This is a genomic window from Allobosea lathyri, assembly GCF_900108245.1.
GTDB classification, from domain to species: Bacteria; Pseudomonadota; Alphaproteobacteria; order Rhizobiales; family Beijerinckiaceae; genus Allobosea; species Allobosea lathyri.
The window spans coordinates 323,598-341,350 of the sequence record NZ_FNUY01000003.1; the positions used below are offsets into that span (position 1 = coordinate 323,598).

The 17,753-nt window shown below is 65.7% G+C and carries 17 protein-coding genes; 3 read left to right on the forward strand and 14 right to left on the reverse strand.

Features of this window, described 5'->3' with window-relative positions; translation table 11 throughout:
* Positions 1–35: 35 nt before the first annotated feature.
* The 9 genes from recA to C4S73_RS09085 form a co-directional block, all read right to left on the reverse strand.
* Entirely contained in the window at positions 36–1,121 is a 1,086-nt protein-coding gene (gene recA / locus C4S73_RS09045; protein ID WP_103872151.1) for a recombinase RecA, read from the reverse strand.
* 271 nt (positions 1,122–1,392) lie between these two features.
* Complete coding sequence (locus C4S73_RS09050; RefSeq protein ID WP_103872152.1) at positions 1,393–1,872, reverse strand: hypothetical protein; 480 nt, start codon at positions 1,870–1,872, stop codon at positions 1,393–1,395.
* A 57-nt stretch (positions 1,873–1,929) separates the two neighbouring features.
* Positions 1,930–4,449, reverse strand: a complete 2,520-nt coding sequence (gene cckA / locus C4S73_RS09055; RefSeq protein WP_425290326.1) for a cell cycle histidine kinase CckA — start codon at positions 4,447–4,449, stop codon at positions 1,930–1,932.
* 61 nt (positions 4,450–4,510) lie between these two features.
* Complete coding sequence (flhB, locus tag C4S73_RS09060) at positions 4,511–5,578, reverse strand: flagellar biosynthesis protein FlhB (protein ID WP_103872154.1); 1,068 nt, start codon at positions 5,576–5,578, stop codon at positions 4,511–4,513.
* A 7-nt stretch (positions 5,579–5,585) separates the two neighbouring features.
* On the reverse strand, positions 5,586–6,344 hold the full coding sequence (gene fliR / locus C4S73_RS09065) for a flagellar biosynthetic protein FliR (RefSeq protein WP_103872436.1): 759 nt from the start codon (positions 6,342–6,344) through the stop codon (positions 5,586–5,588).
* Between the two features lie 80 nt (positions 6,345–6,424).
* Positions 6,425–6,691 carry a flagellar biosynthesis protein FliQ gene (gene fliQ / locus C4S73_RS09070; protein WP_103872155.1) on the reverse strand — a complete coding sequence of 89 codons (267 nt, stop codon included), beginning with the start codon at positions 6,689–6,691 and terminating at the stop codon, positions 6,425–6,427.
* Between the two features lie 22 nt (positions 6,692–6,713).
* Positions 6,714–7,037, reverse strand: a complete 324-nt coding sequence (fliE, locus tag C4S73_RS09075; RefSeq protein WP_103872156.1) for a flagellar hook-basal body complex protein FliE — start codon at positions 7,035–7,037, stop codon at positions 6,714–6,716.
* Between the two features lie 29 nt (positions 7,038–7,066).
* Positions 7,067–7,477, reverse strand: coding sequence for a flagellar basal body rod protein FlgC (gene flgC / locus C4S73_RS09080; protein WP_103872157.1), 411 nt, complete (start codon positions 7,475–7,477; stop codon positions 7,067–7,069).
* Positions 7,478–7,567: 90 nt separating this feature from the next.
* Positions 7,568–7,969, reverse strand: a complete 402-nt coding sequence (locus tag C4S73_RS09085) for a flagellar basal body rod protein FlgB (RefSeq protein WP_103872158.1) — start codon at positions 7,967–7,969, stop codon at positions 7,568–7,570.
* 256 nt (positions 7,970–8,225) lie between these two features.
* On the opposite strand from C4S73_RS09085, the gene C4S73_RS09090 reads away from it, so the two are divergent.
* Complete coding sequence (locus C4S73_RS09090) at positions 8,226–9,680, forward strand: flagellar biosynthetic protein FliO (RefSeq protein WP_160115704.1); 1,455 nt, start codon at positions 8,226–8,228, stop codon at positions 9,678–9,680.
* Positions 9,681–9,869: 189 nt separating this feature from the next.
* Positions 9,870–10,634, forward strand: coding sequence for a flagellar type III secretion system pore protein FliP (gene fliP / locus C4S73_RS09095; RefSeq protein ID WP_425290327.1), 765 nt, complete (start codon positions 9,870–9,872; stop codon positions 10,632–10,634).
* A 6-nt stretch (positions 10,635–10,640) separates the two neighbouring features.
* On the opposite strand, the gene C4S73_RS09100 is transcribed toward fliP, so the two are convergent.
* The gene (locus tag C4S73_RS09100; RefSeq protein WP_146071308.1) at positions 10,641–14,060 is read right to left on the reverse strand and encodes a hypothetical protein; all 3,420 of its coding nucleotides are present in this window, start codon (positions 14,058–14,060) and stop codon (positions 10,641–10,643) included.
* A gap of 332 nt (positions 14,061–14,392) precedes the next feature.
* Here C4S73_RS09100 and C4S73_RS09105 point away from each other — a divergent pair, with 332 nt between their 5' ends.
* Positions 14,393–14,764 carry a response regulator gene (locus tag C4S73_RS09105; protein WP_103872161.1) on the forward strand — a complete coding sequence of 124 codons (372 nt, stop codon included), beginning with the start codon at positions 14,393–14,395 and terminating at the stop codon, positions 14,762–14,764.
* Between the two features lie 149 nt (positions 14,765–14,913).
* Here the strand turns inward: C4S73_RS09105 and C4S73_RS09110 are convergent, their stop codons facing one another.
* The 4 genes from C4S73_RS09110 to fliM all read right to left on the reverse strand — a co-directional run bounded on the left by C4S73_RS09110 (position 14,914) and on the right by fliM (position 17,645).
* A complete protein-coding gene (locus tag C4S73_RS09110; protein WP_103872162.1) occupies positions 14,914–15,120 on the reverse strand; it encodes a hypothetical protein in 207 nt (68 codons plus the stop codon).
* A gap of 97 nt (positions 15,121–15,217) precedes the next feature.
* Positions 15,218–16,066: a MotE family protein gene (locus C4S73_RS09115; RefSeq protein ID WP_244595516.1), complete on the reverse strand. Its 849-nt coding sequence runs from the start codon at positions 16,064–16,066 to the stop codon at positions 15,218–15,220.
* The gene (locus C4S73_RS09120) at positions 16,063–16,515 is read right to left on the reverse strand and encodes a DUF6468 domain-containing protein (RefSeq protein ID WP_103872164.1); all 453 of its coding nucleotides are present in this window, start codon (positions 16,513–16,515) and stop codon (positions 16,063–16,065) included. Before C4S73_RS09120 ends, C4S73_RS09115 begins: the two co-directional genes overlap by 4 nt.
* Before the next feature lie 17 nt (positions 16,516–16,532).
* Complete coding sequence (gene fliM / locus C4S73_RS09125) at positions 16,533–17,645, reverse strand: flagellar motor switch protein FliM (protein WP_244595538.1); 1,113 nt, start codon at positions 17,643–17,645, stop codon at positions 16,533–16,535.
* Positions 17,646–17,753: the final 108 nt, after the last annotated feature.

Here is a 17,753-nt window from a genome sequence, read left to right on the forward strand (position 1 = left end):
CCGCCCGCTGCTCATGGCCGGACCGGCCGAGGCGATCAGGCCTCGCCCTCGTCGAGATCCTCGGCGCTTGGCGTCGCCTCGTCGAGAATGCGTTCGGCGACGAGGCCGGAATTCTGCCGGATGGTGGCCTCGATCTTCGCGGCCATGTCGGGGTTGGCCTTGAGGAAGGCCTTGGCGTTCTCGCGGCCCTGGCCAAGGCGCTGGCTGTCGAAGGAGAACCAGGCGCCCGATTTCTCGACCATGCCGGCCTTGACGCCGAGGTCGACCAACTCGCCGACCTTGGAGATGCCTTCGCCGAACATGATGTCGAACTCGACCTGCTTGAAGGGCGGCGCGACCTTGTTCTTGACGACCTTGACGCGGACCTGGTTGCCGGTCGCCTCCTCGCGATCCTTCAGCGTCGAGATCCGGCGGATATCGAGGCGGACCGATGCGTAGAACTTCAGCGCGTTGCCGCCGGTCGTCGTCTCGGGGGAGCCGTACATCACGCCGATCTTCATGCGGATCTGGTTGATGAAGATGACCATGCAGTTCGAGCGCGAGATCGAGGCAGTCAGCTTGCGCAGCGCCTGGCTCATCAGGCGGGCCTGGAGGCCGGGCTGGACGTCACCCATCTCGCCCTCGATTTCGGCGCGTGGCGTGAGGGCCGCGACGGAATCGACGACGAGCACGTCGATCGCGCCCGAGCGCACCAGCGTATCGGTGATTTCCAGGGCCTGCTCGCCCGTATCGGGCTGGGAGATCAGCAGGTCGTCGAGATTGACGCCAAGCTTGCGGGCATAGACCGGATCGAGCGCGTGCTCGGCATCGACGAAGGCGCAGACGCCGCCCTTCTTCTGGGCTTCGGCGATGGTGTGCAGCGCCAGCGTGGTCTTGCCGGAGGATTCAGGGCCGTAGATCTCGATGACGCGGCCACGCGGCAAGCCGCCGACGCCCAGCGCGATATCGAGCCCGAGCGAGCCCGTCGAGATCGTCTCGATCTCGATTGCCTGCTGATTCTTGCCCAACCGCATGATCGAGCCTTTGCCGAAGGCGCGTTCGATCTGCGAGAGCGCCGCATCCAGCGCTTTGGCCTTGTCCATCGAGGAGCCTTCCACGAGCTTGAGATTCGCTTGATTCACGAGGTGCGCTCCTTATGGCAGGGGCGCGGGGACATCTCAATCCGCGCCGATGCGTCGAGATTGGTCATGGTTTGTTCTCTTGATCAAGTTCTATTTTCGTTCTCGTCACTGCGGGCGTGTCGAGTGCTGACAGGAGATGTCAGGAGCGGCTGGATCCATTCCTGAAGTGGGCATCGAGGGGCTGTGTTGTCATTTTGCATGCGTTTGGTGCTCGTGGCGATGGGCGGGCTCCAGCGGAGGGAGCGATAGGCGCGCACCGCCGGTCGACGCCTCAAGGAGCGTTCCGGCTGGCCGGCCGCGGCCGAAATGCGCCCTGAAGGGCTGCGCCGAGCCGCTCGAGTTCGAGCGTGTAGCAATAGAGCGCGAAGAGGATGGCGAGCAGCATGCCGCTGCGCCAGATCAGATCGGGATAGCCGAGATCGAGCGCCGGCACATGGCGTAGAAAATAGAGCGAGAACAGGGCGCCGCCGAAGATGAAACCGATTCTGCTGCCGAAGGAGAACAGGTGGCCAAGGACGATGTTCTGGTAGCCGTTGGGAATGCTGACGCTTCGTAGCCGCTGCCAATAACAGAACTGCCCGATCAGTACGGCAAGCCCAACCGAAGCGGCATTTCCGAGCGAGCCCGGGTTCTGTGTTCCGATGTTTTCCAGCAGGATGCGGAACGCGGATTGAATATTATAGAGGATCGCTGCCGCGCAGAGTGTCTGGACGAGCAGGAAAGCGGCGTATCTGCGCGAATTGCCCGTCATTGCCGATACTTGTCTTCTCGCCGGTGTGGACCGAGCTTATACGCCCCGGCGCCTCATTCACGCCATCGCGGCCTTCACCGTCTCGACCAGCTGCTTCATCGTGAAGGGCTTCGGCAGGAACTGAAAGCCCTCGCCCTCGGGAAGGTTCTTGCGGAAGGCTTCCTCGGCATAGCCGGAGACAAAGACGACCTTGGTGTTGGGGTTGCGCTGGCGCAGTTCGCCAAGCAGCGTCGGCCCGTCCATTTCGGGCATCACGACATCGGAGACGACGAGGTCGATCTTGCCGTCGTTCTTCAGGAAGATGTCGAGCGCCTCGACGCCCGAGGCCGCCTCGTGGACGGTGTAGCCGCGCGAGACCAGCATGCGGGCGTTCAGCGCGCGCACCGCATCCTCGTCCTCGACCAGCAGGATGACGCCGGCGCCGGTATGGTCGGCGGCGAGCTTCTTGGGCGCCTCCTTGGCGGCTGCGTCAGCCGCGATCTCCTCTTCCGTGGGCACGTGGCGCGGCAGGAAGATGCGGAAGGTCGTGCCCTTGCCGATGGTCGAGTCGCAGAAGACGAAGCCGCCGGTCTGCTTGACGATGCCATAGACCATGGAGAGGCCAAGACCGGTGCCCTTGCCGACCTCCTTGGTCGTAAAGAAGGGCTCGAAGATCTTGTCGAGATGTTCCTGCGGGATGCCGGTGCCGGTGTCCTCGACTTCGAGCAGCACATAATCGTCGGCCGGCAGGGCGGCGTGGCCGAGCGAAGTGCTTTCGCTGCCTGCGACATTGCGGGTGCGCACCGTGAGCTTGCCGCCATCGGCCATCGCGTCGCGGGCGTTGACCGCGAGGTTGACGATCACCTGTTCGAGCTGGCCGAGATCGGCCTTGACCGGCCAGAGGTCGCGGCCCTGGCGAACATCGAGCGTCACCTTGTCGGCAACCACGCGCTTCAGCATCAGCGACAGGTCGGAGAGGACTTCGCCGAGTTCCAGCACCTGTGGCCGCAGCGTCTGGCGGCGCGAGAAGGCGAGCAGCTGCCTGACCAGCGCGGCGGCGCGGTAGGCATTCTGCTTGATCTGCATGATGTCGGGGAAGGAGGGGTCCGTCGGCCTGTGGCTCGCGAGCAGGAATTCGGAGGCGTTGATGATGACCTGCAGCACGTTGTTGAAGTCGTGCGCGATGCCGCCGGCGAGCTGGCCGACCGCCTGCATCTTGCCGGCCTGGTCCATATTGTCCTTGAGCTTGCGCTCGTCGGTGGTCTCAAGCGCGTAGACGATGGCGCGCTCGCCATCGCCTGTCTCGGCGGCAGCGACCGGCGAGAGATAGAGCCTGGCCGAGCGCGCCTCGTCGCCTGCCAGCGTCAGGTCGAGCGGGGCGATGTCGGAACGGCCGTCCATAGCGTCGGACAAGGCGCGATCGAGGCCGACGCCCGGCGCCACGAGATCGCGGATCGTCGCCGGCTGCGCGCCGGCGGGGGTCAACCGCGTGAAGGCTGCGTTGGAGCGCAGGATCGCGCCGGTCTTGTCAACGGTCGCGATCGCCATGGGGGTCGAATGGAAGAAGCGCGCGAAGCGGACCTCGGCATCGCTGCTGCCGTCGGAGCCTGCCTCACCCGACATGCGGTTCAGCACGAGGGTGCGCGAGGGGCCGGCGCGGCCGTCATGTCCAAACGCCACCTGATGATGCAGCCGGACGGGGAGGGGCGTGCCGTTGCGACGCTTCAGATCGACATCGAGAACCTCGACGCGGACATCGCCGGGCTGGCCGCGAATGGCCTGGACCAAAGCGGCTGCGTTGGGCGTGCAGATGTCGTCGAGATGCAGCCCGCCGGAACCGAAGCGGGCGAGATCGAAATCGAGCCAGCCCGACAGGGTGGCATTGAGATAGGAGACCTCGCCGTCGGCGTCGATCGAGACGAAGCCGGCGGGCGCATGGTCGAGATAGTCGATCGCGTGCTGCAGTTCCTGGAAGGCGTTTTCCTGCCGCTCGCGTTCCGGCGTCACGTCGGAGACCGTCCAGAGCGTGGCGGTCTTGCCGTTGCGGCGCACGGGCGAGACGCGCACGCGGTACCAGCCGACATCGCCGCGTCCGTTCAGCGCCGGTTCCAGCCGGACCTCCTCGACAAGGCGGCGGCTTTCGCGGGAGGCGGTGGCGAGACGATAGATTGCTTCCGAAACCTCGGCCCGGCCGGTGAGAAGACGCCCCACGGGCCGCACGTCGCTGGCCCCGCGCGCGCCGGCCAGTGCGAGATAGGCCTCGTTGGCGTAGACGATGTCGTTCTCGCCTTCGGTGACGACGGTGCCGTCATCGGCGCTGTCGACGATGGTCTTGGTCAGGTCGTTGCGGGCGGCGCGGCCGGAAAACTGGATCAGGCCGATGGCGAAGGCAAAGAGCCCGAAGACCCCGACGACCGAGAGCAGCGCCAGCAGCCCGAGGATCAGGGGCTGAGCCCATTCATTGGCGATGAAGCCGAGCGCGATCGCCGCGCCCACGAGCAGCCCCGCCACCAGCAGTATGATGCCGATATGGCCGGGCTTGTCGGAGCGATCGATCGCAGTGGTCGCCGTGGTTCCGCTCATTGCGGTTTGGTCCATTCCATTGACAGCGCTCAGACGGTCTCGCGGCCCGCCCATACACCTGACGCGTATCGCTGAGTTAGGCGCGCCTGCCCTTCAGGCGCAAGACGTAACCGATCACTTCGGCCACAGCCTGATAGTGTTCGACAGGAATTTCCTCGTCGATGTCCACCGTGGCGTAAAGCGCACGTGCGAGGGGCGGGTTTTCGATGATCGGCACGCTGTGCTGGCCGGCGACTTCGCGGATCTTGAGGGCGACCGCATCGACGCCCTTCGCGAGGCAGAGCGGCGCACCCATGCCGGGCTCGTATTGCAGCGCGACGGCGAAGTGGGTGGGGTTGGTGATGATCACGGTCGCCTTCGGTACCGCTGCCATCATGCGCTTGCGGACACGCTGCGCGCGGATCTGGCGCAGCTTCGCCTTGACCTCGGGATTGCCTTCCGAGTTCTTGTATTCGTCCTTCATCTCCTGCTTGGTCATGCGCTGGCGCTGGTACCAGGTGAAGCGCTGGTAGACGAAATCGCCGATCGCGATGACGGCGAAGAGCGCGAGCACGCTTCCCATCAACTGGATCGCCAGCGTCAGCGTCGCCGGCAGCAGGGCCGCGACGCTCATCTGGGTGAAGGCCTCCATCCGGTCGTGCTGACCCCACAGCGTGATCCAGATGACGGCGCCGATCAGCGCGGTCTTGGCGAGGCCCTTGGCGAAATTCACCCAGGCTTCCTTGCCGAACATCCTCTTGGCGCCGGCCATCGGCGAGAGGCGGCTGAATTTCGGCATCAGCGGCTCGAAGGTCCAGAGCGGCTTGTGCTGGATCAGCGCGCCGACAAGCGCGGCGCAGAGGATGAAGCCGAAGGGCAGGCCGAGCGCCGCAAAGCCGGTCATGACGCCCTGGCGGGTCACATTCGAGAAGGCGGCGGCGTCGGAGGGCACCTGATGGGCATTCATCAGGAAGCTGCGCAGCGAGAGCGCGGCGCTTTGCGCCGACCAGCCGGCGGCGACGAGCAGCGCGAGCGTGAAGCCGCAGAGGACGAAGAACGTGCCGATTTCCTGCGATTTGGGAACGTCGCCTTTCTCGGTGGCCTGATCCAGTTTTCGCTGGGTCGGGTCCTCTGTCCTGTCTTCCTGGTCCGCTTCCTCCGACATGGCTCCCTCAGTTTCCGGTGAACTGGCGCAGGAAGCTGCCGAGATCGTCGAGGAAGACGTTCATCATCACCCCGACCACGGCGAGCAGCACGAACATGCCGCCCAGGATCGAGGCTGGGACCGCGAGGAAGAAGACCTGGAGCTGCGGCATCATGCGCGCCAGGACACCAAGCCCCAGATTGAACAGCAGGCCGAAGACGATGAACGGCGCGGCGATCTGCACTGCGAGGGCGAAGCCCTGCGCGGTGGAGCGGACGGCGAGCGTCATCACATCGGTGACATCGGGAAAGCCGCCTGGCGGCAGCAGCCGGTAGCTCTCATGGATCGCAGCGATGGCGAGATGGTGCAGGTCGGTCGTCAGGATCAGGGTGATGCCGAGCATGGTCAGCAGGTTGCCGATCGAGGGGTTCTGCATGCCGCCGGTCGGATCGACCGTCATGGCGAAGCCCAGGCCCATGGTCTGCGCCACGATGATGCCGGCGGTCTGGAGGCAGGCCATGACGAGGCGCGCGCACAGCCCGATGATGAGGCCGATCAGGATCTCGCCGACCAGGAGCCCGACGATGCCGGGCATGTCGGCGGGGACGCTCAGCAGCGGCCGGGCGAGGGGGACCAGCATCAACGCGATGAAGAAGGCCAGCGACAGCCGCGCACGCGAAAAGATGAAGCGCTCGCCGATGCCGGGCATCAGCATCACCATGGTGCCGACGCGCGCGAAGACGAGCACGAAGATGGCGCTGATCTCGGGCAGGATCGCGATCTGCATCGTGCCGCGGCCACCTTTGCGCCATCCGGGGTGCCGCTGGGCCGCACCAACGGCCATGGCCGGATGCAGCAGCGACAGGCTCATTCGCCCGTGGCGATTCGGACGGCGATCCGTCCCATATAACCTGCCAGCGCGTCACCCATGAATGGCAGAAACAACATCAGCGCGCCGAAGACCGCGATGATCTTGGGGACATAGACCAGGGTCTGTTCCTGGATCTGCGTGAGGGCCTGTACCAGCGAGACGGCAAGGCCGACGACGAGCGCGACGATCATGAGCGGCCCGCCTGCCTTGAGGAAGACGATGATGCCGTCGCGCGCGACGTCGATGACAGCTCCAGAGGTCATGATCTCGTCCTCAATCGCCGAATCAAACCGGCATCCGCATGATTTCTTCATAAGCGGCTATCACGCGGTCGCGTACCGCGACCAAGGTTTCGATCGCAGCCTCGCTCTCGGCGACTGCGGTGACGACATCGACGATGTCCGAGCGGCCGGCGGCGACGCTTGCGGTCTGGGCGTCGGCCTTGCGGCCGGAATCGGCCGTCGCCTCGAGGGCCTTGCCGATCATGGCGGAGAAGTCGGGATTGCCTTCGGCCCCGCTCGCTGTGGCGAGCGGCTTGCGCATCAGATTGCCTGCCCCCATCCCCTGGATCGAGGCATAGGCGCCGGCTGCGAAGCTGGGAGTGGCCATGGCGTTGCGTCCTTTGTCCCGTAGCCTGATCAGGCGCGCAGGATGTCGATGGTGCGCTGGATCATCCGGCGCGTGGAGGAGATCAGGTTGAGATTGGCCTCGTAGCTGCGCTGGGCCTCGCGCATGTCCACCGTCTCGACCAGCGAGTTGACGTTGGGCATCTGCACGTTGCCGGAGGCGTCGGCTGCGGGGTTGCCGGGCTCGTATTTCGTGCGGAAGGCGCTGGGGTCGCGCTGAACCTTGCCGAGCGCCACGAGCTGGGCATCGAGATCGCGGTCGAGATGGCGCTGGAAGGTCGGGATCTTGCGGCGATAGGGCTCGGCGCCGGCGCGCTCGGGCCCCGAATCGGCATTGGCGAGGTTTTCGGCGATCACGCGCATGCGGCCCGACTGGCTGCGAAGCCCGGACGCTGCGACTGCGATGCTCTTGAGAAGATCCATGGTGTGCTCTCGTTGCGAATGCCGGGCGATACGGCCCTGCTATCGGTCCAGTTCTGCTATCGACCCAGTTCTTCTACCGGCCCAGTCCCGCTATCGACCCTTGCCGATCGCGATCTTCATCAGGCCGAGCCCTTTGCTGTAGAGCGACGCGGCAAGCTGATAGTCCGACTGGTTCTGCGCGACCTTCAGCATCTCGTCCTCGAGATTGACCGCATTGCCGTTGGGCGTGACCTCGAAGCGCGGTGCCTTCGTGCCGTCGAAGCCGCCACGCTGTCCCGACAGGCCCATGTGGCCGACGCTGGTCTGGGCCAGCACCACGCCCGCCCGGCCGGGATCGACGCTGGGTGGCTTCAGGTCGGTCGGTCGGAAACCCGGGCTGTCGGCATTCGAGACATTCTCGGCCAACACCTTCTGGCGCGACTGGCTGTAATGCATGCGCATCTTGAGCGCCTGCATCAGGCCGCCTCCGGTTCCCAGGGCATTTTCCGCCATGGCTTTTGTCCCCATCCGACCCGACTCGCCCACCGACTACCACCAAGGCGCCGTTGCGGCTGAGTGCCGTTACTGGGTAAATATTGCCGGGTGTAAGGTTAACGAGCGGTTAAAACGGCCAGCTTTCTGGGGTGCGGTTAACCACACGTTCACCATGTTTCCCGAAAATGAAGGCGCTATGCTATAGCTAACGTGTTGAACGTTGAGCGGAAACATCGGCCGCTCAAGGGCGTCGCCGTCGCATATGGGGCAGACCTTGCAGAGCTTGTTTGGCTTAGATCTCTCGACCGCGCAGAAGGTGCTCGTCGCCTCCGTCGTGATCCTCGTCCTTCTCATCCTGCTTGGCCTCTTCGTGCGCCAGATCAAGGGTGGCCGGTTGCGACTGCGCGGGCAGGGCAGCGGACGGACGAGGCAGCCCAGGCTGGGCGTCGTCGACACGCATGATCTCGACAGGCAGCGCCAGCTCGTGCTGATCCGGCGCGACAATGTCGAGCATCTGATCATGATCGGCGGGGCGTCCGACGTGGTCGTCGAAACCAACATCCTGCGCAGCGGTGCGCGGGCGACGATGCCGATGCAGACCGATCTCCAGGCGCCAGACAGGCCGCTGCCGTTCGAATCCTTGGTGCCGACTGCCGAGCCGACGCGTCTCGATCTCATCGAAGAGCCGCGCCGGGCGCCGCCCTCCGCGCCGATCGCCGTCACGCCACCGGCGCCCGAGATGCTGCCGCCCTTGCCGCACAGGCCGGTTCAGACCCAGACCCAGGCCGAAGCGGCGGCTGGGGTTGCGGTCGGGGCCGGGGTCGCAGCTGCGCTCGGTGCTGCCAGGCCGGGCTATTCGGCCTCGCCGGCCTCCAGCGCCCCGCCGCCGATCTCCACCGCGCCGGCTCCGAATTTCGCGCGCGACCATGCGCCGGCCCCCGCGGTCAGCGCCGGAGAGCTCGACGATATGGCACGGCAGCTGGAGGAGGCGCTGAAGCGCCCCTTCTCGGCCGTGCGCCAGTCCAATGCGACGCCAGAGCCGCAGCCTCGGGACAATGCTCCCAGCCCGCTCAAGCCGCCGGTCGAGCCGCCCAAGCCGGTTGTCGAGGCGCCGCCGATCGAGAAGCCTGCGCCTGCCCAACCTGCTGCGGCTCCGTCTGCACAAATTCCGCCGGCTCCGACCGTGCCGGCTCCAGTCACACCTACTCCGACGCCGCCTGCTCCGCCGGTGACCGGGGGACGCAAGACTGCGTTGCCTGTTGATGTCGAGGCCGAGCTCGAGATGGCGCTTGGCCTCAGGCCGGAGCGCACAGGGCTGCAAACGCCTTCGCCCTGGCCGATCAAGCCGCCCTCATTCGCTCCGCCTGAACGGGTTGGAGAGGCGAGGCCGGTTGAGAGCAAGCCCGATCCGATCAAGCCGGAACCCGCTCGCGACGATGGGGACGAGGACGACAAGCAACTCGGCCCCGCCGTGAGCGAGGCCAAGGAGGCTGCATCGGAGCCCGCTTCGGAGACCGATCGCGAAGAGGGCAAGCTCGTCGAGAAGCCCGAGCCGGAAGCAAAGCCGGAACCCGAATCCGAATCCAAGCCCGTTTCCCAGGCCGCATCCAAGCCGGAACCGGAGGTCGAGGCCAGGTCCGAGCCGAAGGCCATCGATCCCTTCTCGGTCGATGCGATCGAGGCGGAGTTCGCTCGTCTGCTTGGGCGTGATCCCAAATCCAAATCCTGAGGTCTCGAAAATCCCGTGGCGCGCCACGGCGCGCCGTCGCCAGGGACGATTGCCCGATAATGCGACGCCAGCCAGCGGCGCTCGTTTTTAGAGGGTGATATCGTCCGAATCCCGGTTCCAAATTTTCCGGGTCATGCTCTAGCGTTACGCGGCCCGGCCTAGTGAGTCGGGCGCCAATGGCGGCCGCGCGTGATCCCGATCAGCAGCACGACAAGACGGCGTAGGACGCGGCACCTCATCCGTGCCGTGCTGGTGCCCCTCGCGCTACTCGCCGAACCGGCGCTGGCGCAGACGCTTTCGCTCGATCTGGGGCAGGGCGGTGGCGTCGCGGAACGGGCGCTGCAACTCGTCGCGGTGCTCACGGTGCTCTCGCTGGCGCCGTCGATCCTGATCATGGTGACGGCGTTCACGCGCATCGCGGTGGTGCTGTCGCTGCTGAGGTCGGCGCTCGGCACGCAGACGGCGCCGCCCAATGCCGTGATCGTCGGGTTGGCCCTGTTCCTGACTGGCTTCGTGATGGCCCCGACCCTCAAGGAGGCCTACCGGGTGGCGATCGAACCGCTGGTCGCGGGGCAGATCCAGCCGCAGGAGGCCTATAATCGCGGTGTCGTGCCGTTCAAGACCTTCATGCTCAAGCATGTGCGCGAGAAGGACCTGATGCTGTTCCTGGAAATGTCGCGCGAGCCGCGCCCGGAGCGGCCCGAGGACATCCAGATCCAGATCCTGGTGCCCTCCTTCATGATTTCGGAACTGCGCCGCGCGTTCGAGATCGGCTTCCTGCTGTTCGTACCGTTCCTGATCATCGACCTGGTGGTAGCCTCGATCCTGATGTCGGTGGGCATGATGATGCTGCCGCCGGTGACGGTTGCCCTGCCGTTCAAGCTGATCTTCTTCGTGCTGGTCGATGGCTGGGGGCTGGTCGCGGGATCGCTGGTGAAGAGTTACGGCGTCTGAGCCGGCTCAGCCGCGTCCCGGCGCCGCCGGCTCTGCTGCCGCGCCGGTCTCGCCTCCGGCCGGTGTCGCCGCTGCGCCGGGCTTAGCCTGCTGGCGCATGGCGGCGGAATAGGCCGGGTAACGCTCGCGATAGGCGGTCATGAAATCGGAGAGCGTGTCGGCGCCGGCCGCGGCGCGCGCCATCTCGCGGATGTCGGCCGCTTTGGTGCGGTTCGCCCCCGTCACGAAGGCGAAAGTCCGGGCATCGGTGCTTTCAGCCATCTTGGTCGCGAATTTGCTGCGCAGCCGATCCAGCGACAAGGCCTCATTGGCCATGACGTAGGAGATGCCGGCGCGCATCACGTCTGCGCGCTGGCTGTCGTTGAGCGCTGCCGCGCCACGCCAGCTCTCGTCGAGGAGCCGCTCGTGCTGTTCGCCGGCCTCGCGCCAGCGCCGCCCGGTCCAGTAGATATCGGCGCGCAGCCTGTCGACCTCGGGCCCGCGCTCGCTTTCGAGAAGCTCCAGCGCCTGATCGGTACGCGAGAGGTCGGAGAGCGCCTTGGCTTCGAGCAGCAGGCGGGCGCGCTTCACGTCCGAGGGCAGTTCGACCAGCCGTGTCGAGGCCAGCGCCCGTAGCGCCTCCGCCGGCTTGGCGTTCATCAGATTGACCATGGCGAGCCGCGTTGCGACCGTGGAGCGCGCGGCGCCGGTCAACCGGCGCTCCATCTGGTAACGCAGGATGTCGCTGGCCTGATCGAGCAGATCGAGTTCGACCAGCCGGTCGGCCAGCAGTCGCGTGATCTCGTCGCCGCGCCGGCCGATCGGGAGGAACTCCTTGAAGTCGTAGAACAATGCGAGAGCGTCGATGCGCGAGAGTTGCTCGATTCCGCGTCCGCCGAAGAGGTCGGCGAAGCGCTGCGCGGTCTCGTCATGCATGCGCCGGGTCAGCGGGTTGTCCGGGAAGTTTTCGTTGGCGCGACGTGCGGTGATGAAGGCGTCGCGCCAGCGCTTCTGGTCGACATAGATGCGTCCGAGCTCGGCCAGCGCCTCGATTTCGAGATCGCCGCCGCGCCAGGTGATGGAGACCGTCTCCAGCCGCGCCATCGCCTCGTCGGGGGAAATATCGCTGCGCTTCTCGGCATGGGCCAGCTGGATGGCACGAAGCTGCGCTTCTGCCGCGACAGGGCGGCTGTGCGCCTCGAAGAGGGGTTTGTAACCGTTCAGGGCCGCTTCGGGCCGGCCGCTGACATCGTCGAGCATCGCGTGCAGCAGCGCGCGCTTTTCCGGGTCGGCACTGTCGGCCGGCAGCTCGTTGAGCGCCTGGATCTCGCGCTCGGCGATGGCCATGTCCTGCATCGCCAGCGCGGCTCTCGCCATGGCCGCGCGGAACTCGCCCTGCAGATCCTGGGGGTAGCCGCCGAGCAGGCTTTCGCCGCGGCGGAACCCGGCGAGCGCCTGAGCATTGCGGCCCAAACGCTGCTCGGCGAGCGCGCGCCACAGGCCCGCTTCGGCATCGTCCTTGATCGGAGCGGCATCGAAGGCGGCGATCGCCTCCTGATTGCGGTGCATCTGCGTGGCGATGACGCCCTTGAGGAACAGGGCCTCGCGATTGCCGCGCATGGCCTGATCATCGGTCATCATCACGGACAGAGGCCCGCTGGCCTCGGCCATCAAGCCGTTTGCGGCGTAGAAGCGTGCCAATGCGAGTCGCGCCTCGGATTTGCGGCCACGCGAGGCATCGGCGACGTCGCGCAGCAAGGCGCGCGAGCCCTCCCGCGCGGAGCCGAGGCGCAGCTTGGCCCAGCGCTCCGGATCGAGCAGCGGCGGCTTCGTCGATGGCGCCTCGGCCTGCTCGGCCTTGACCTGATCGGGCAGGTCGAGCGTGACTGAGAGTCCACCGGGCCTTCCGATCTGAACCTCATCGGTTCCGGCACGCACCGCGATATCATCGGAGCGCGGCACGACGGCGAGACCCTGCGCGGTCTGGAGCAGGGCGAACTCGACAAACTGGTAGGGCTTTGGCGTGAGATGGGTCGAGCCGATGGCCGTCGCCACCGCGAGGGGCAGGCCGGCCGGCCCGGCTTCAAGCCAGTGCACGCCGGTCAACCCGGGGAGGGCGACTGCGACGATGGTCTGGCCGCGCTCGTCCATGGAGCGACGCGGGGTGACGGGCTCTGCCGGCTTGCCCGCCTGCTCGCCAAAGCTCAGCGACCAGGTGGTGCCGTTGTCGAAGAGACGCGTCAGCTGCTGGCTCGCCAGCCGCAGGCGCACCAGCGTGACCTTGCCCTCGCGGGTGACCGCCGTGTCCTCGACCAGCTGCGGAAGGACGCCTTTGAAATCGGCGGGATCGATGGTGTCGCGGGTATCGAAGACCAGCGTGACGACGCCGGCATCGACGAAAGCGGCAGCGCCGGTCAGGCGCGGGAAGCGGAAGTCCAGCCGAGCGCCGTCTGCCGCGATCTTGACGCTCTGCGGCCTGGGATCGATCGCGGGAGCAGGCGTTGCTGCCGGTTTCGCTTCCGGGGCAGGCTGGGTCGCCGCCTTGCTCGGTGGGTTTGGGCCGGGAAGCTCTGCAGCAACGCCTGGGGCGGGCTTGGCCGTGGCGTCGGGCGGCTGTTGCAGGCCGGCCAGCGTCAGAGCCGGCTGCTTTCCTGGCTTCAGCAAATCGACGATGAGTCCGTCATCGTCGCGGAAGTCCCGCGCCTGCCAGTCCTTGGGCACGGAAAGGCTGAGACTTGTCTTTGCCTTGCCGCTCTCGTGCGAGACGAGCTTCACGTCCGCGGGGAGGGCGTTCCGCAGTGCCGCTGTATCCACCTTCATCGGCTGATCGAAATTCAGCTGTAGCGCGCCGTCTGAAAGATCCGCTGTCAGGACCGTTTCCGGCGGGGTCTGGAAGATCAATCGTTCCAGTGTCGGCAGTGTCGCGCTGCGCAGTCCGAGAGTCTTGGGCGGCTCTGGCGGCCGGCGGGCCGCTTCCTTCGTGCGCGCTTCCGCCAGGCGCAGGCGTTGGGTCAGTTCGGCGATCACCTCCGGAGGCGGGCCCGGCAGCAGGCCGGACCAGTTTTCCGGCAGGAGATCGATGAAGGCCTTGTCGCCGGCCTCGATCAGATTGGCGCGATAGGGCTTGGCCAGGGCGAAGCGCATGCCGCGCCCATCGGGATCGATCCGTGCGATCGAAACATAATCGGGCAGGTCGCGGGCAATCTTGGCGACATCGATTTGCACGCTGCCGCCGAAGGCGACCATGAGCACGCCATTGGCGACGCGTATGCGGATCGGCGTCGCTTCGTCGAAGGTCAGCGACAGGCGGCCGAATCCCGCGGGCATAGCCTCGCCGCGCAAGGTCGCGCTGGCGGCCAGCACAGGCGCATCAAGGCCGGCGGCCACCACGAGGGCGGCCAACCCGATACCGAAGGCGAGGGAACGCGGAACACGCAAACCGGACACTCAACGCAACGCCACATGATCGGTAGGCGCCACGCAACAGCTGGGCCGGGCCGATTGTCGTGAGGCTAACGCGTCAAGGATAATGGCAGGTTAAGCCGGCTGGGAGGGGGCTCCGACATCGCGCGGACCCGATATTCACAAAAAGATGAGCAGGGCCAGAGAAGCGTCTGCCGTTAGGTAAGGTGAATTTTCGAGCGATGTCCTCGGGGAGCGAAAAGTAAAATTTTAACGATCTTGAGACGAACGCAGGAAAATCCGGAACAGCCTTCGCCGCCTGACGTTACCTCCTACAGCCAGATTGGGGGGCCAATATGCGGTAGAGGAGATGCGTCTTGCCTTCCCAGATTGCAAAACCAGTTGTTCTGATCGTCGATGACGAGCCCATTCTCCGAATGCACGCAGCCATGATCGCCGATGATGCGGGCCTGTCCGCCGTGGAAGCGGAGACCGCCGATGAAGCGATCAGCATCCTCGAGACGCGCAGCGACATCCGTCTCGTCTTCACCGACATAGAGATGCCGGGGTCCATGAACGGCTTGAAACTGGCCGATTTCGTGCGCGACAGCTGGCCGGACATTAGCTTGATCGTGGCGTCAGGGCGTGTCCGCGTGGCCGAGGACAGTCTTCCTACTGGAGCGCGATTCTTCAGCAAGCCTTATCCCGAACGCGAGCTGGTTCAGACTATGCAGCGGATGGCTGCTTGAATGCCAGGGCGCCGTGGTCGAATCCCATGCCCGTCGTCCGGCAGATGACGTCGAGGATCGAGGGAACGGCCGCGATGGCCGAGACCGCGTCAATATCTTTCTGGAAATCGTGCACTCTGGGATCCGTAGTCGAAAATCTTGTCAGGTGATCATCGGTCCTGAATCGCGGCGATCTGCCTGACGATCGATTGGACCTTGCGATCTGCCGTCAAGAACTCTTTCGAGTCGACGGCCTCCTGCCGACCATTGCAGGGAGCCGGCCCAAATGCACTATCGACGTCGGCGACGGCCAATCGCAGGTCGATATAGAGCTTGCGCAAGGCGGCGGCGAGTACGGGGTCGAGTTTCGACTTCATCGCTCAACCATGCACTTCGGTCACAGACGCGCGCTATGTCTTTCGACATGTCAAAGTCGCCGCTCTCGCAGCGCTATGGTCGCAGGCCTTCTGCCAGTCAACGACGAGGAGGCGGCGCGATCGAGGGCAACTCGTTACCCGGAAGCGGCGCCATATCGGCCGCGACGCGCTCGACACCCAGACCGCGCGACGGGGCGGCCAGTGCGACGGTGAGCTTCTCGGCCCGCTCGGGAGCCATGGCCGCCAGCACCTCGGACATCTTGCGCGGGTTCATCTGCTGCACGACCGGTACGAGGACGTCGAGGCCAAGACGGTCGAAGACGCGCGCGGCGTCCTTGGGCTTCATCGCCTCATACATGATGACGAGGTTCTTGATCGCCTTGGTTTCCTCCACGGCGGGCTTGCCGGACGGGCCGCCGACCTTCTCCTCCAGCACCTTCAGATCGCCAACGCGGCCGTCGAGTTTCTTTTCGGCGGTGTCGAGCAGGCGCTCGCGCATTTCGAGTTCGCGCATCCGACCTTCGATTTCTTCGCGGCGCTCGCCGAGGCGTTCCAGCAGCGCGCGTTCGGATGGCGAGACGGCTTGGGCCGTGCCGTTGGCGATGGCAGCCTTGTTCATCGGGTTGGCGGCGCGGGCGGCTTCGGCCTTGGCTTCGGACTTGGCTTCGGCCTCGGCCTTCTCCTCCTTCTTGGGGGCGGGCTTGTCGACCGAACCGGTCGTCTCCGGATCGTAATAGACCGTGTCGGGGGCATGGGCCCGCGCGATGACCTTGGCCAGTCCCCAGACCTTGGGCTCCGGCTTCGCAGTCTCCTGCGCGGCAAAGGCCGGCGCGCTGGCCGGCACCTTTCCGGGAAAGGGCTCCGCCGTCCAGGCAAGCAGCTTCAGCGCCAGGAGACCCATGGCGCCGAGGATGACTGCAGGAAGAAGGCGAGGCCTTTCGATCACGCTGCCTGTTCCTCCAGGCGGCGTGCGGCGCGGGCGCGAATCGCCGCAGCCGATTGCGCGGCGTTGGCCATGCGCGAAATCGGAGCGGGTTCAGGCGCCGGCTCTGCCGCCGGCTTGGGGGCGACCAGGGTGGCTGCGCTGACGATCTGGCCGATGCGGTCCATCACGATCTGCCCGGCTTCGACCTGAGCTGCAAGGTCGGCGGCATAGCGCTCGGCCGTGCGCAGGCGTTCCGCCAGAGTGCGGTCGCAATCGCCCAGCGTCAGCTTCAGTCCGGCGATGGCGCGCTCGGCGGTGTCTGTGGCGGAGACCAGCGCTCCGACGGTCTGGCGCATCCCGGCCTCGTCCATCTTCATCCGCTCGATGCGGCGGGTGAGGATGTAGCAGGTGATGATGGTGGCGACGAGGAGGCTGGCAACCAGCACATCGGCGATGAGAGTGATCGTCATGGCGAGGGCCTTACGTGTCAGTTGGGACTGCCGAGATGGCTGGTGGCGCTGTCGAAGGCGGCGATCGTGGTCTTGGACCGGCGCAAGGGGCTGACGACCTGGACGGCAATCTTGTCGTCGACACGCCCGATCCGGCCCTCGCTGACGATGAAGTCGCCGCAGCGCAGCGAGACGACCGAGTCCGGCCGTGCATCGAACATCAGCGTGTCGCCGATCTCAAGCTTCATCACCCGCTTCAGGGGCATGCGGGTTTCGTGAAGCACACAGGTCACGTCGACATCGGTCTGCCAGACTTCGGTCGCGAGGTGGTTCTCCCAGATCGGATCGCGGCCGAGCTTCTCACCCATGAAGCTTTCGAGCAGCAATTCACGGATCGGCTCGATGGTGGCGTAGGGGAGGAGGATGTGGAGCGAGCCGCCGCGCCCTTCCATGTCGAACTTCAGCTCGACGCGGATCGCGGCATTGGCCGGGCGCGAGATCGAGACGAAACGCGGGTTGGATTCGACGCGGTCGACCGTGAAGGTGACCGGGGACAGCGGCTTGAAGGCGGCTTCGGCGTCGCTCAGGATCAGCGCGATAACGCGCTTGAGCAGCCTGATCTCGATCGAGGTGAAGGGCCGCCCGTCGATGCGCGGGGCCGGCTGGCCGCGCTTGCCGCCGAACATCGTGTCGAGCACCGAATAGGTCAGCGCGGATTCGATGGTGACGAGGCCGAAATTGTCCCATTCCTCGGCCTTGAACACCGAGAGCATGGCCGGCAGCGAAATCGAGTTGATGTAGTCGCCGAAGCGGACCGAGCGGATGCTTTCGAGCGTGACCTCGACATTATCAGTGAAGAAGTTGCGCAGGCTGGTGGAAAGCAGCCTGACCATGCGCTCGAAGATGATTTCGAGCATCGGCAGGCGCTCATAGGCGACCGAGCCGGAATCGACGATGGCCTGGATGCCGTTGCGGCCGTCCTTCTCGTCGCCGCTGGAGAAACCGAGCATCGTGTCGATTTCGTCTTGCGACATCAGGCGGTCGGTGCCGCTTTCCTGCTCGTCGACGTCATCGACCATGTCGGACATGGTCGCCCATTCGGCGGCCATGCCCTCGGGGCTCAGCGGCTCGTCCTTGGGTGTCGTGTCCATGTTGTCGCGGTCGGTGTTGCTCATGCGCCTGTCGTCATTCTCGCCGGTTCTGGGCTATTTCTCTGTCGATGCATGCTCTTCGCCTGGACCGGAGCCCGTCACGCGGAG

Excerpts from the sequence above, each read along its gene's own strand:
- cckA (WP_425290326.1), bottom strand. The coding sequence starts at position 4,449 with ATGGACCAAACCGCAATGAGCGGAACCACGGCGACCACTGCGATCGAT.
- flgC (WP_103872157.1), bottom strand. The coding sequence starts at position 7,477 with ATGGATCTTCTCAAGAGCATCGCAGTCGCAGCGTCCGGGCTTCGCAGC.
- C4S73_RS09110 (WP_103872162.1), bottom strand. The coding sequence starts at position 15,120 with ATGAAGTCGAAACTCGACCCCGTACTCGCCGCCGCCTTGCGCAAGCTC.
- fliE (WP_103872156.1), bottom strand. The coding sequence starts at position 7,037 with ATGGCCACTCCCAGCTTCGCAGCCGGCGCCTATGCCTCGATCCAGGGG.
- fliM (WP_244595538.1), bottom strand. The coding sequence starts at position 17,645 with ATGGACACGACACCCAAGGACGAGCCGCTGAGCCCCGAGGGCATGGCC.
- C4S73_RS09120 (WP_103872164.1), bottom strand. The coding sequence starts at position 16,515 with ATGACGATCACTCTCATCGCCGATGTGCTGGTTGCCAGCCTCCTCGTC.
- C4S73_RS09050 (WP_103872152.1), bottom strand. The coding sequence starts at position 1,872 with ATGACGGGCAATTCGCGCAGATACGCCGCTTTCCTGCTCGTCCAGACA.
- C4S73_RS09085 (WP_103872158.1), bottom strand. The coding sequence starts at position 7,969 with ATGGCGGAAAATGCCCTGGGAACCGGAGGCGGCCTGATGCAGGCGCTC.
- flhB (WP_103872154.1), bottom strand. The coding sequence starts at position 5,578 with ATGTCGGAGGAAGCGGACCAGGAAGACAGGACAGAGGACCCGACCCAG.
- fliR (WP_103872436.1), bottom strand. The coding sequence starts at position 6,344 with ATGCAGATCGCGATCCTGCCCGAGATCAGCGCCATCTTCGTGCTCGTC.
- fliQ (WP_103872155.1), bottom strand. The coding sequence starts at position 6,691 with ATGACCTCTGGAGCTGTCATCGACGTCGCGCGCGACGGCATCATCGTC.